This window comes from Rhizobium sp. USDA 3886, assembly GCF_056279785.1.
The window spans coordinates 2,494,882-2,507,394 of the sequence record NZ_JBWCDC010000003.1; the positions used below are offsets into that span (position 1 = coordinate 2,494,882).

At 60.1% G+C, this 12,513-nt stretch carries 13 protein-coding genes, 1 pseudogene and 1 riboswitch; of the genes and pseudogenes, 4 read left to right on the plus strand and 10 right to left on the minus strand.

The features are described from left to right. Positions 1-15 precede the first annotated feature (15 nt). The 3 genes and pseudogenes from ACZ9BX_RS35035 to ACZ9BX_RS35045 all read right to left on the minus strand — a co-directional run bounded on the left by ACZ9BX_RS35035 (position 16) and on the right by ACZ9BX_RS35045 (position 1,653). A pseudogene (locus ACZ9BX_RS35035) lies at positions 16-307 on the minus strand (type II toxin-antitoxin system RelE/ParE family toxin). Further along, positions 307-561, minus strand: coding sequence for a type II toxin-antitoxin system ParD family antitoxin (locus ACZ9BX_RS35040; protein ID WP_476222940.1), 255 nt, complete (start codon positions 559-561; stop codon positions 307-309). The pseudogene ACZ9BX_RS35035 and the gene ACZ9BX_RS35040 overlap by 1 nt, the downstream one beginning before the upstream one ends. 186 nt (positions 562-747) lie before the next feature. Beyond that, the gene (locus tag ACZ9BX_RS35045; RefSeq protein WP_476223133.1) at positions 748-1,653 is read right to left on the minus strand and encodes a LysR family transcriptional regulator; all 906 of its coding nucleotides are present in this window, start codon (positions 1,651-1,653) and stop codon (positions 748-750) included. 95 nt (positions 1,654-1,748) lie between these two features. Here ACZ9BX_RS35045 and ACZ9BX_RS35050 point away from each other — a divergent pair, with 95 nt between their 5' ends. The 4 genes from ACZ9BX_RS35050 to ACZ9BX_RS35065 all read left to right on the plus strand — a co-directional run bounded on the left by ACZ9BX_RS35050 (position 1,749) and on the right by ACZ9BX_RS35065 (position 5,202). Further along, a complete protein-coding gene (locus ACZ9BX_RS35050; protein ID WP_476222941.1) occupies positions 1,749-2,471 on the plus strand; it encodes an SDR family oxidoreductase in 723 nt (240 codons plus the stop codon). Then, the gene (locus ACZ9BX_RS35055) at positions 2,468-2,884 is read left to right on the plus strand and encodes an Atu4866 domain-containing protein (protein WP_476222942.1); all 417 of its coding nucleotides are present in this window, start codon (positions 2,468-2,470) and stop codon (positions 2,882-2,884) included. The genes ACZ9BX_RS35050 and ACZ9BX_RS35055 overlap by 4 nt, the downstream gene beginning before the upstream one ends. 48 nt (positions 2,885-2,932) lie before the next feature. Beyond that, the gene (locus ACZ9BX_RS35060; protein ID WP_476222943.1) at positions 2,933-3,778 is read left to right on the plus strand and encodes an oxidoreductase; all 846 of its coding nucleotides are present in this window, start codon (positions 2,933-2,935) and stop codon (positions 3,776-3,778) included. Between the two features lie 395 nt (positions 3,779-4,173). After that, on the plus strand, positions 4,174-5,202 hold the full coding sequence (locus ACZ9BX_RS35065; RefSeq protein ID WP_476222944.1) for an IS110 family RNA-guided transposase: 1,029 nt from the start codon (positions 4,174-4,176) through the stop codon (positions 5,200-5,202). A gap of 322 nt (positions 5,203-5,524) precedes the next feature. Here ACZ9BX_RS35065 and ribB read toward each other — a convergent pair whose 3' ends face one another. The 7 genes from ribB to ACZ9BX_RS35100 all read right to left on the minus strand — a co-directional run bounded on the left by ribB (position 5,525) and on the right by ACZ9BX_RS35100 (position 12,462). Beyond that, the gene (gene ribB, locus ACZ9BX_RS35070; RefSeq protein WP_476222945.1) at positions 5,525-6,151 is read right to left on the minus strand and encodes a 3,4-dihydroxy-2-butanone-4-phosphate synthase; all 627 of its coding nucleotides are present in this window, start codon (positions 6,149-6,151) and stop codon (positions 5,525-5,527) included. Between the two features lie 115 nt (positions 6,152-6,266). Next, positions 6,267-6,411, minus strand: a riboswitch (FMN riboswitch). A gap of 105 nt (positions 6,412-6,516) precedes the next feature. After that, entirely contained in the window at positions 6,517-7,299 is a 783-nt protein-coding gene (locus ACZ9BX_RS35075; RefSeq protein ID WP_476222946.1) for a glucose 1-dehydrogenase, read from the minus strand. Between the two features lie 75 nt (positions 7,300-7,374). Next, positions 7,375-8,112: a triose-phosphate isomerase gene (gene tpiA / locus ACZ9BX_RS35080; RefSeq protein ID WP_476222947.1), complete on the minus strand. Its 738-nt coding sequence runs from the start codon at positions 8,110-8,112 to the stop codon at positions 7,375-7,377. Between the two features lie 4 nt (positions 8,113-8,116). Then, the gene (locus tag ACZ9BX_RS35085; protein WP_476222948.1) at positions 8,117-8,905 is read right to left on the minus strand and encodes an SDR family oxidoreductase; all 789 of its coding nucleotides are present in this window, start codon (positions 8,903-8,905) and stop codon (positions 8,117-8,119) included. 22 nt (positions 8,906-8,927) lie between these two features. Continuing rightward, a complete protein-coding gene (locus tag ACZ9BX_RS35090) occupies positions 8,928-10,406 on the minus strand; it encodes a sugar ABC transporter ATP-binding protein (protein WP_476222949.1) in 1,479 nt (492 codons plus the stop codon). Positions 10,407-10,434: 28 nt separating this feature from the next. After that, the gene (locus tag ACZ9BX_RS35095; RefSeq protein WP_476222950.1) at positions 10,435-11,364 is read right to left on the minus strand and encodes a substrate-binding domain-containing protein; all 930 of its coding nucleotides are present in this window, start codon (positions 11,362-11,364) and stop codon (positions 10,435-10,437) included. 117 nt (positions 11,365-11,481) lie between these two features. Beyond that, the gene (locus tag ACZ9BX_RS35100; protein WP_027509112.1) at positions 11,482-12,462 is read right to left on the minus strand and encodes an ABC transporter permease; all 981 of its coding nucleotides are present in this window, start codon (positions 12,460-12,462) and stop codon (positions 11,482-11,484) included. Between the last annotated feature and the right edge of the window lie 51 nt (positions 12,463-12,513).

Below are 12,513 nucleotides of genomic sequence, written 5' to 3' on the forward strand. Positions count from 1 at the left end.
GTTCATCGGCGGGGCCTAAACTGGATCGCCGGCCCAGTCTTCATGCCCATGGCGTATTCGGATCACGAAAATGGCTCCGTTCTCTTCGATCCGGTAGACCGAGATGCGCTTTGAACGGATGGATCCTAACCGGCGGCGAAATCTCTCCTCGGTCACGCGCCACCGGCGGATTCGCGGCAATCAGGTCAAGCACCGCGAACAGCTCGTCATGATACCGCCTAGCCTGTGCGGATCCGAATATGCGGACACCTTGCTCGGCGATCGCAATGATATCCTCTTCGGCCTCGACAGAAAGGCTAAAACGCACTATTTGCTGCCGCGCGTCGTTTCCGCGCGCGCGACTGCTGCGGCAAAGAGTTCGTCCTTCGACCGGCCGCCAACACGACTTTTGAGACCGTCATCGACAAAGCGTTGCATCGCGGCAATCTTATCACTGCGCGCTTGGTCCCTCCGAATCAGGTCGCGCACATAATCACTGGCATTGGAATATCGCCCGGTCCTCGCTTGCGCCTCGACCCAATCTTTCATTGGGCCCGGTAAAGATACGTTCATCGTAGCCATTCGAGCCTCCATATTACGCACAAGTTAGTTGAACTTGGCAAAGTTTGTCAAACTCGATCACTTTGGACACGGAGGCACAGCAACTTCCCCATGCCGCGCAAAAGGACCGATAGCCCTGATGACCCATGAAGTCCTTGAGGGCGTAGAGCGATGTCCAGCGCCCTCGACGGCGCATCCGACGCCCGATCATCCTCCTAACCGTGCCTTCTGGCATTGCCGCACATGGTCGATCAACGCACGCAGCTTCGGCGCCATGTTGCGGCGTTGTGGAAAGTAGAGGAAGAAACCTGGAAAGAGCGGCAGGAACTCTTCCAGCAGCGGCACGAGCGAGCCGTCTTCAAAATGCGGCTGCAGGCAGTCCTCAGGGGCGAAGGTGATACCGGCTCCTGCTAGGGCGAGCCGGAGCATCAAGCGAAGGTCGTTCGTCGTGATTTGCGGCTCCACAGCGACGTCGAACGGGCGACCGCCTTCGACGAATTCCCAGCGGTGAGGCGCAATCTCCGGCGAGAGGCGCCAACCAATGCAACGGTGTCCGACGAGCTCGCCTGGATGGGCGGGCGCACCGCGCTCGGCGAGATAGGCCGGCGCTGCGGCGGCTCGTTCCCGCTGCTCCCCACCCACGGGCACGGCAATCATATCCTTCTCAATCACCTCGCCCAGCCTGACTCCAGCATCGAACCCATGGGCGACGATATCGAATTCCTCATCGGTCACCGTCACATCGACCGTCACATGGGGACAGCGCGCGACGAAGCTCGCCAGCAATGGACCGGAGAGGAATGGCTCGGCGATCGAAGTTGCTGTCAACCGGAGATGGCCGCGCGGCTCATCCGCCGTCCCGGTCGTATCCAGCGCACTTCCTATGTCGGTCAACGGCCCTTCCAGTGAGCTAACCAACCGCGCGCCTGCTTCAGTCAGTTGCACCGACCGCGTGGTGCGCACCACGAGTGCCGTACCGAGATGATCCTCAAGCCGTCGGATCGCTTGACTGACGGCGGAACGGGTTACGCCCATCCGATCGGCTGCCGCGCGAAAGTTCCGCTCTTTCGAGACCGCAAGGAAGAGGGGCAGAAGATTCAGGTCCATTTTGATTGTCCAGCATTGCTAACCAACCAGTACAGCACTCGACCCCTACAAACGACCGAAAAGTCGCTCCATCTTGCCGATGACGAAACAAGGAGCCGGACATGGACAAGGTTATTCTGATCACTGGGGCATCCAGCGGAATCGGGGAAGGCATCGCGCGAGCTTTGGGAGTGGCGGGTGCCAAACTCCTTCTGGGCGCCCGCCGCACGGATCGGCTGGAGGCCATCGCCGCCGACATCCGCGCGACGGGCAGGACAGTCGAAACCCGCCCTCTAGACGTTACCGATCGCACGTCTGTCGAGGCCTTTGCGGGTGCTGCCCTGGAGACTTGGGGCCGCATCGATGTGCTGGTGAACAATGCCGGCATCATGCCACTGTCGCCACTCGTCGCCGGCCACTACGAAGAATGGGACCGCATGATCGAAGTGAATATCAAAGGTGTTCTGTGGAGCATTGGGGCGGTTTTGCCGCACATGCATGCTCGCGGCGCTGGACAGATCATCAACATCGCGTCGATCGGGGCGTTGTCCGTCGAGCCTACCGCAGCGGTCTACTCGGCATCAAAATTTGCGGTCCGCGCAATCTCGGAGGGCCTGCGAAAGGAACACCCCGAACTCCAGATTACGTGTATCAATCCCGGCGTGGTCGAAAGCGAACTGGCCAACACCATCACCCATGCCGAGACCATAGCATTCATGGACGAATACCGCGCCAGCGCCTTGCAGCCGGCCGATGTCGGTTGCGTGGTGCGCCATGTGATCGAGACCCCGGCCAGCGTCGGACTGAACGAGATCACCGTGCGGCCGCAGGGCCAAATCGGATGATCAAGAGTCAGGCCCTAGCCCTGAACGCTTGTCAGCGTGTGGCGCGGAGAAGGCATACGTACCGAGTGTTCGGCAGGAACTGGCTCGCTCTCACTGTGCTGGCAATTCTTTCCACCCCGGCGAACGCCTCCGATACAGGCAGGAACAGGCATGAAATTATGGAAGAACAAAGGATGACAGATCATCCCTATGTCGGCATGTGGACGACCGCCGACAATAGGGTTCGGCACAATCTGCTGCCGAACGGACGTTATGACGAAGCGCGCGGAAATCGCGAAAGCGCCTATGAAGGTCGCTACGAGATCCGGGACAATCACATCGATTATTGGGACGACACCGGCTTCATGGCCGATGGAACCTTCGTCGACCGAAACACCCTTCACCATGGCGGAATGATTCTGCGCCGCCGCTGATCCATCTGAATCGCTAAAGACGTGAATAATCCTGAAAGGAGCTCCGACATGAGCACGCGTACTCCCATCTGGTTCGTCTCCGGCGCCTCTTCCGGCCTCGGCCGCGCCGTCGCCGAGGCGGTACTGGAGCGCGGCTGGCGCGCTGTCGTCACGGCCAGAAACCTTGCCAGCCTGGACGACCTCGTCGCGCGCTACGGTGAGCGCGCGCTTCCGCTTCTGCTCGACGTGACCGACCCCACTTCCATCGACAGCGCCGTCGCCGCGGCCGAGACCCGGCTTGGCCGAATCGACGTGCTGGTGAACAATGCCGGATACGGTTATCTCTCCGCCATTGAGGAAGGTGACGACCGGCAGATCCGTGATCAGTTCGAAGTGAATGTCTTCGGCCTCAATACACTTAACAAGCGCGTCCTGCCCGGAATGCGCCGGAACCGGCGTGGGCACATCTTCAACATTTCGTCTCTCGGAGGCCTCGTCGCCTTTGCGGCAACGGGCTATTATCACGCCACGAAATTTGCCGTCGAAGCCTTGTCGGAATCGCTTTGGCATGAGGTCGCACCGCTCGGTATCAACGTCACCATCGTGGAGCCGAGCGCCTTTCGCACCGATTGGGCCGGCCGATCGATGATCGAATCCGAGACATGGATCGAAGATTACGCGGAAACCGCCGGGAAGCGGCGCGAAGCGACCAGGGCTGTCTCCGGCAACCAGCCTGGCGATCCGGCCCGTGCCGCACAGGCGATCGTGACGGTTTTCGAGGCTGAGAGGCCACCACTTCGCCTGCTTCTGGGGCGTGTCGCCCTCAACGTGGCCTTGGCACGCCTTGATGCTCTACGGGAGAATTTCGAAGCCTGGGCTGAGATAACGAACAGCGCCGACTTTCCCGGTGAATAGCTCGCCGTTCGAAGCGCGACGGAAAACCTCAGTCGCTGTGTCGGTGGTGGTAAGATCGCGCCCAAACGCATGCGAATGGCGGGCGGCGTGACCCCGGCTGATGTTGTGCCGCTGGCAATGCTGATTGCCGGCGGCTGTTTATCCGACGGCAATCGATCGGTGTCGATAATCGCGCGCTCGGGTACGAGAGTGCGTTCAGCACCTTCTTCAGGCGCGTGATGGGATGCTCGCCGAAGTCAGACCGGTCAATGCTCGGTTTTGATTTCCACTAAGAACTGACCCGGCCTTCCGGAATATTTCCATCGAGAATTGATGGAGTGGATGCCCCCTCCCGACGGCATCGCAATGTGCCAGAGTGATGTTCGCGAGAATGTCACTTAGAGGAGAGAGCATCCATGAAGGAAATTAGCATTGTCGGCCTGGACCTGGCAAAGCGAGTGTTTCAGGTGCACGCCGCCGGAAGCGATGGTGGGATTATTCTGCGCAGGAAATTGTCCCGCGGTCAGGTTCTCGCGTTTTTCGCAAAGCTGCGGAAATGCACAGTTGCAATGGAAGCCTGTGCGACCGCCCATTATTGGGCTCGTGAGATCGGCAAGCTCGGCCACGAAGTTCGCTTGCTACCTCCGGCCTATGTAAAGCCGTTCGTCAAACGGCAGAAGAATGATGCGGCCGATGCGGAGGCGATCGTTGAAGCGGCTCTCCGCCCGTCGATGCGGTTCGTGGTTCCGAAGACTGAGAGCCAGCAAGCCTGCTCGATGATCTTCCGGACGCGGGACCTGTTCGTCCGTCAGCGAACACAGCTCATCAACGCCCTCCGCGCGCACCTCGCTGAGCATGGGGTCATTGCGCCGCAGGGAATTGCGAACCTGGCTTTGTTGACGCAGATAATCGAGGATGACGCCGCCGGCCTCGAACTCATTGTCGTGGAAACCGCACGGCTTTACCTTGAACAGATCGAGGCGCTCTCTTCCCGGATTACCAGCTTGGAAAAGGCGCTCAAGTCGGAAGCGATGCGCTCTGAGAACACAGCCCGATTGATGTCCATGCCTGGAATGGGACCGATCACGGCCATGGCGATCGAAGCTTTCGCCCCTACCATGACGACATTCCGCAAAGGTCGAGACTTTGCGGCATGGTTGGGGCTCGTACCCAAACAGCATTCGAGCGGCGGAAAGCAGGTACTCGGCCGAACGTCGAAGATGGGTCAGCGTGACATACGGCGGCTTTTGATCATCGGCGCAATGACGGTCATCCGATGGGCATGCCGCAAAGCTCCTCCCGAGAGCTCATGGCTGGCGCGTATGTTGGCGCGCAAGCCCCGCATTCTCGTTGCGATTGCCCTTGCCAACAAAATGGCTCGATCGATCTGGGCGATGGTGACGAAGAACGAAAATTACAGGGATTCCGCTCTGGCTGCGGCGTAACAAGCGAGCCATCGCCAGGCGGATCGTCGGCGTGTGAGGAGGTCAGCGAACGGTAAGGACAAAGATCGGTGAGAGTGGGCCTGGAAATGCATAGGGGTCAGTGAGCCACGAGCTCGCAGAATTGATTTGCACCAGATCCGCGCAGCTCCATACCGGCCAGCGGTTGTACTCAAGCCGCAACGAAAGGCCTGATACATGACCGCACCCGATCACACGTTCATATCGTTCTATGAAAGCCTTGCATGAACGGGGGCATCCATACATGACCCATGTTTGAACTTTGCCCCCGCACATGAAAGCAGGCGCCACGAGCGCTTAGGAACTAGGCCGCCTTAACGGACACGCTCGCTGCCCTGAAGGCTATGAGGTCTTCAATCGTGATCAGATGAAGACCATGCCGTTCGGCAAAGCGTTCGAGCTCCGGCAGACGTGCCATCGTGCCATCGTCGTTGGCCACCTCGCAAATCACGCCGGACGGGGATAGACCAGCAAGCTTGGCGAGGTCCACTGCTGCTTCGGTGTGGCCAGGGCGGGAAAGGACGCCGTTCGCATGGGCTCGAAGCGGAAAGATATGACCTGGCCGTGCAAAATCCTCGGGGCGAGAACCTTCCCTGACGAGTGCTCGAACGGTCGCGGCCCTGTCGGCGGCGGATATCCCAGTCGTCGTTTCGGGAATGTAGTCCACGGAGACGGTGAAGGCGGTCTTCAGCACCTCGGTGTTGCGTGGCACCATCAAAGGAATGTCAAGCTCATCAAGCCTCTCGCCTTCCATCGCAACGCAGACGAGGCCGCGAGCTTGATTCATCATGAACGCGATTGCTTGCGGAGTTACGGCTTCCGAAGCGATCACGAGATCGCCTTCGTTTTCCCGGTCACGGTCATCGACAACGACGACGATCTCGCCCCGCGAAATTGCGGCGATCGCATCATCGATTTTGGAAATTGCCAACTTCTTGCCTTTCAAGGGTTAGCCGCTGTGAGCGGCGTGCATGGCCTGTCATAGCCACCATTTTCCCTTGGGCGAACAAGCATACGAAACGCCGCTCTTGAGGCGGCGTCCGCTGCATTGCTCTCTTCCATCCGGACTGTAACCGTCGGCTCCGGCATCTCACCGGATCTGCTGACCCTCCGTATCCACGAAGGCGCTCGCGGGCTCCGAGTTGCCTCGATACCGCCGGTGGGGAATTGCACCCCGCCCTGAGAACGCATGCAACATAGAGGATCGATGCCTTGTTGTGCAAGAGGTCGCCGGCCGCCAACCGAGCGAAAATCCGGTTTTCCAGTGAACGCACCGTTTCTTATTGTCGAATAAAGCTACGACATGATCAGGCCGCCATCGACGTTGATCGTCTGGCCGGTGATGTAGGCAGCATCGTCGCTGGCGAGGAAAGTGACGAGACCGGCGACGTCCTCACCTGATCCGGCCCGTTTCATCGGAATGCCTTCGACCCATTGCTTCATGAGTTCTCCAGGGCCATAGTTGCCGAGGAGCTTCCCCCACGCCTGATCGTTATAAGCCCACATATCCGTTTCGATGATGCCCGGGCAGAAGGCGTTGACGGTGATGTTTTCGGTCGCGACTTCCTTGGCAAGGCTTTGGGTGATCCCGACAACGCCCATCTTTGAAGCGGCGTAGTGTGGCGTGTAGATGAAGCCGTCGCGCGCTTGGCCGGAGGCGGTGTTGATGATACGGCCACCTCGTCCATGCTTGCGCATGCGCAGAATTGCTTCCTGCGCGCACAAGAAGACGCCCTTGGTGTTGACGGCCATGACCTTGTCCCACTCACCTTCCGTCATGTCTTCGATGCGGGCGATGGTGATGACGCCGGCGTTCTGGATCGACACGTCCACAGCGCCGTAAGCCTTCTCTGCTGCGTCGTAGAGAGCCTTCACGCTGGCTTTGTCGGTGACGTCTCCGACGAAGGAGATAGCATTGCCAGCATCGGTTTTGATCTGCTCGGCGACTGCATGGACCGACTCTTCGTTGGCGGAGACGACGAGATTGGCGCCTTCTTTTGCGAAGCGCTTGGCGATCGCAGCGCCGATGCCGCGGCTGCCTCCGGTGATGACCACGGTTTTGTTCTCAAAGCGTTTCATTCTTTCATCCTTCCCGGTGCCAGACGATCTCGGGCGTCGACCGCAGAGCCGGCGACCCCTTGCGTCATGCCGCCTTCAAGCGGCCGCAGAAATGATCTCGGCGAACTCTGCCGCCTTCAGCGATGCGCCTCCGACCAACGCTCCATCCACGTTTGCCGCGCGGAAGATGGAGGCTGCATTCGAAGCCTTCACCGAACCACCGTAAAGGATCCTCACGAGGCGCCCATCATCGCCCAATCGCTCTTCAAGCATCTGTCTTATCGAGGAATGGACTTCCTCGATCTCCTCAATGGTCGGAACCAAGCCGGTTCCAATGGCCCAGACCGGTTCATATGCGATCGCCATGTTCGAGCTGGCGGCGCTCGCGGGCATTGAACCTCGAAGCTGTCCACCCACGACATCGATCGCCTTTCCATCATCGCGTTCATCGCGGGTCTCGCCGATGCAAATGATCGTGGTCAGTCCGGCCTTGTGAGCGGCGACGGCCTTGCTGGCGACTATCGCATCGGTTTCGTCGTGGGACGCGCGGCGTTCGGAATGGCCGAGAATGACGAAGCGTGCCCCCGCGTCGACGAGCATGCCCGCGGAGATGTCTCCGGTGCGGGCGCCGGACGCCTCGGGGTGGCAGTCCTGAGCGCCGACGATAACGGTCGAATCCTTCGAGCGCTTCGCGGCGTTCTCGATCAGCGTGAAGGGCGGACAGACGACGATGTCACACGCCGCCTCGCCCGTGAGCCCCTTCAGCGCCTCGATCTCAGCCAGGGAGGAAGCGAGACCGTTCATTTTCCAGTTGCCGGCAATCAGCTTTCGCATCGCATCACCAGCAGCAGAAACCGCCGTCGACAAGCAGATCGACGCCGGTTACGAAGCTTGCCGCATTCGACAGCAGGAACACGGCCGGACCGACCATCTCGTCGACCGCAGCCATGCGCTGCATCGGCGTCTGCTCTTCGAAGAGCTTGGTCTGATGGACCATCTCGGGACGCGTGTTCATGGGCGTCGCCGTGTATCCGGGCGAGATCGTGTTGACGCGGATGCCGCGGCCGACCCATTCCATCGCCATGGACTTCGACATATGGATCACGCCGGCCTTGGAAGCGTTATAGTGCGCCTGGCTCAGGCCCCGGTTGACGATCACGCCGGACATGGACGCGATGTTGACGATGGATCCGCGTCCGTTCTTCAACATGGCGCAGGCCTCGGCCTGGCAAGAAAGGAAAACCCCTTTCAGGTTGATGTCCATCAACGCCTGGTACTGGTCCTCTTCCATCTCTTCCGCGGGATTGGCGTTGGCGATACCTGCGGCGTTGACGGCAAGCGTCAGTGCGCCGAGCTCCGCCTCGGTGCGTGCTACCGCCTCGCTGAGAGATGACTTGCGCGTGACGTCCGCTTCAATCTGGATGGAGCGGCGGCCGGCGGCCTGAACGTGTCTAGCCGTGTTGGCCAGTCCGTCGTCGGTTCGGCGGTCGAGCAGCGCGACGTCGGCACCGCACTGTGCAAGACCCATGGCAATGCGCTGCCCAATTCCGCTGCCGGCGCCAGTCACGATGGCAACCTGGCCGCTGAGATCGAAAAGCTTCGGGGCGTTCAGAGTGATGTCGGACACCGCTCTTCCTTTCTCTGTCTATTTAGATTGTAGCGAGCTCCATGACCGAGACGTCGTTTGCCTCGTCACGATTGAGAATGCCTGCCTGCTTGCCCTGGGCAAGCACGAGAATGCGATTTGAAACGCCGAGAACTTCCTCGAGGTCCGAGCTCACGACGATGACCGCAACGCCCTGTTTTGCAAGATTGACGATGATCTCGTAGATGCCCGCCCGGGCGCCGACGTCGATGCCTCTCGTGGGTTCGTCGAGTACAACGACCTTCGGATCGCGCATGAGCCACTTCGCGATGACCACCTTCTGCTGATTGCCGCCGGACAGGTCCGAGGCATACTGCTCGGCACGACCTTTTACGCCGAACTTGACAACCGCCTTCTCCGCGAACGAACGCTTGACCTGCGGCGTAATCCAACGCCCACCCAGCTTGTCAAGGTTGGCGTAGATAATGTTCTCGCCGATCCGGTGCCCGACGACCAGACCCTGATCCTTGCGGTCTTCCGGAACCATTACGATTCCCTTAGCGATCGCGTCGGCAGGATCGCGTAGCCTGAGTTCTTCGCCTTCCAGCTTGATCGAGCCTTCACTGATCGGATCCGCTCCCGAAATCGCGCGGACAAGTTCCGTGCGGCCGGCGCCGACCAGTCCGGCAATTCCAAGGATTTCGCCTGCCTTTACGTCGAAGGTGACGTCGCGGAACGAATTGTCCGGAGAACTCAGCCCCAACACCTGAAGTACCGGGCGCTCAGTCGGAACAGGCAGGGCCGGGAACAGGCGGTCGAGCGAGCGTCCGACCATGCTCTCGACGATCGTTCGCACGGGCGTCGCGCTGTCGGCGAATTCCTGCACACGCTCCCCGTCCCGAAGCACGACGATCCGGTCAGTGATCTGCTTGATCTCCTCCATGCGGTGGGAGATGTAGATGATGCCAACGCCTTCTGACCGAAGCTTCCGAACCTGTTCGAAGAGAGCTTCCGTCTCCGCTCCACCGAGGGCCGCGGTCGGCTCGTCAAGGATCAGGAGCTTTGCATTGAGAGCCAGCGCTTTCGCGATCTCGATGAGCTGTTGATTTGCGGTCGAAAGGCCGGCGACCCTCCGCGTTGCCGGTATGTGAAGGTTCAGCCGCGCGAGCTGCTCCTGAGCGCGGCGGACCATCTGGGCGCGGTCGACAATGCCGTTCTTCATGGGCCAGCGTCCGATGAAGACGTTCTCTGCGATGGAGAGCTGCGGCAGGAGTTGCAGCTCCTGGTGGATTAGGACGACGCCGTTGTCGATCGCCTCCCTTGGGGTGGCTGGGGCATAAGCCTGCCCCAGCCATGTCATGGATCCTTCGGATGGCGTGCGTGACCCGGCGATGATGCCGGATAGCGTTGACTTGCCCGCTCCATTCTCACCGAGAAGTGCAACCACTTCGCCCGGATAGACGTCCAAGCTGACATTCTTCAGAACCTGGAGCGGTCCATATCGCTTCGATATGCCCCTCAGGGAAAGAACCGGATCAGTCACGGCACACCTCCTCAAGATCTCGACTTTGTTACGGATGGCTCGCGATGAAGCCTGCGACGTTTTCCTTGGTCGTCAGCGTGGCGTCCATGAGCTGCACCGGAGGTATCTTCTCTCCGGCGACGAGCTTGGCGGCATTTTCCACCGCATCGCGGCCCATCTTCTGCGTCTGCTGCGTCGCAGTCACGTCGAAGACACCCTTGCTCAGCGCTTCGAGGGCAGCTGTGTCACCGTCGAAACCCCCAACCACGATCTTCTGGGAGGGATTGGCGACCTTGATTGCCTGCGCGGCGCCAAGCGCCAGCGCGTCGGCCTGTGCGAACACGATCGAGACGTCGGGATTTGCCTGGAGCATGTTCTGCATGATCTGGAATCCTTCGTCCTGGCTCCAGATGTTCGAGTACTGCTCGGCGACAACCTTCACGTCCGGATTGGCCGTGAGGGATTCAGCGCATCCCTTGGAACGGTCGACTTCGGGCGTCGTGCCCTTCTGGCCATGGATGATAACCATTTTACCCTTGCCGCCGGCTTGCTTCAAAATGTAGTCGCAGACGGCCTTGGCAGACGCGACGGAATCCGTGGCAAGGAAAGTGTCGCCTGGCGCGCCGTCAGCATTGCGGTCGACGTTCACCACCGGGACGCCGGCGTTCTTGGCAAGCTTGACCGGAACAGTCGCGGCCGCCGCCCCCGCTGGAATGTAGATCAGTGCGTCGATGTTCTGCGTCAGAAGGTCCTGGATCTGGTTCACCTGCGTCGGTCCGTCGCCCTTCGCGTCGACCGTGACGACTTCGATGCCACGCTTCTTGGCTTCGTCCTCGACAGACTGCTTGATCTGATTGAAGAAGTTTGCCTGAAGGTTAGCAACGGCCAGGCCGAGCTTCTTCAGCTCCGCCGCGTGTACGGGGCCGAGCGTGAGACCAAGCAGTGCGGCAGACGCGAGCATGGTGCGCGCAATTTTCATTGTATTTCCTCCGTTGTTTGATGGGACCCTCGGGTAATACCTCCCCCTCGGGGTATTGATCCGCCCCAACCCTTCGGGGCGGAATTCGTGGCGTCCGCCAACTCGGCGGGCCGCTCGTCAGGCGCGACGCCGACGAATTGTCTCCGCGCCCACCGCAAGTACGATGACGATGCCGATGATCACCTGCTGAAGGAACGGCGAGACATTAAGAAGGTTGAGCCCGTTACGAAGGACACCGATGATAAGAACACCGATAAGCGTCCCCCCGATACCGCCGGCGCCGCCGGAGAGCGAAGTCCCACCAATGACGACCGCAGCGATGGTGTCCAACTCATAGCCAAAACCACTGGACGGCTGGACCGAGTCCAGGCGAGCCGCGAGCACGATGCCTGCTAGTCCTGCGAGGACTGCACTCACCACATAGACGCCGATCGTCACGAGCTGGACGTTGATACCCGCCAGACGCGCGACCTCCGGATTTCCACCCACCGCGTAGAGCATGCGACCTTCGGAACGGAAGTGCAGGAAAAGCCAAGCTGCAAGGACCACGGCAAGCATCAGGAAGACGGTAGCCGTCAGCACGCCGAAATGACGATCGATTGCGAGCATCATGAACCAGTCAGGGAATCCCACGATCTGTTGACCGTCTGTGATCATGTTTGCGACGCCGCGAGCCGCAGACATCATGGCCAGAGTGGCGATGAACGCCGGAACGCTGAACTGCGTCACCAGCAGGCCCACTATCAGCCCCGAAACTGCCGATGCGAGCAGTCCGAAAGCGATCCCGACGGGAAGCGGAAGACCGGCGATGTTGGCGGTCCAGCCCATGACCATCATCGCAAGGGCAAGTACCGAACCGACCGACAGGTCAATGCCGCCGATCAGAATGACGAATGTCATCCCGACCGCCATGATACCAAGGACGGTGATCTGATCGAGGATGTTGAGACCGTTTCTGACCGAAAGAAACGCGTCCGTGCTGAAGCTCAGAAAGACGCACAGCACGAGCAGCCCCACGAGCGGGCCGGTGGCGCCTTTGAGCTTGCTCAGCCAGGTGCCGGACGAAAGTCTCTGTTCGTTGATGTCGAGCGCCACCATCATTCCTCCCTGGTCTCGTCGGCAGTAGATATTTGTGCAGGCAAGAATAAT

Coding starts and splice junctions, on each gene's coding strand:
- ACZ9BX_RS35040 (WP_476222940.1), bottom strand. CDS start 561: ATGGCTACGATGAACGTATCTTTACCGGGCCCAATGAAAGATTGGGTC.
- ACZ9BX_RS35050 (WP_476222941.1), top strand. CDS start 1,749: ATGGACAAGGTTATTCTGATCACTGGGGCATCCAGCGGAATCGGGGAA.
- ACZ9BX_RS35055 (WP_476222942.1), top strand. CDS start 2,468: ATGATCAAGAGTCAGGCCCTAGCCCTGAACGCTTGTCAGCGTGTGGCG.
- ACZ9BX_RS35060 (WP_476222943.1), top strand. CDS start 2,933: ATGAGCACGCGTACTCCCATCTGGTTCGTCTCCGGCGCCTCTTCCGGC.
- ACZ9BX_RS35065 (WP_476222944.1), top strand. CDS start 4,174: ATGAAGGAAATTAGCATTGTCGGCCTGGACCTGGCAAAGCGAGTGTTT.
- ACZ9BX_RS35075 (WP_476222946.1), bottom strand. CDS start 7,299: ATGAAACGCTTTGAGAACAAAACCGTGGTCATCACCGGAGGCAGCCGC.
- tpiA (WP_476222947.1), bottom strand. CDS start 8,112: ATGCGAAAGCTGATTGCCGGCAACTGGAAAATGAACGGTCTCGCTTCC.
- ACZ9BX_RS35095 (WP_476222950.1), bottom strand. CDS start 11,364: ATGAAAATTGCGCGCACCATGCTCGCGTCTGCCGCACTGCTTGGTCTC.
- ACZ9BX_RS35100 (WP_027509112.1), bottom strand. CDS start 12,462: ATGGTGGCGCTCGACATCAACGAACAGAGACTTTCGTCCGGCACCTGG.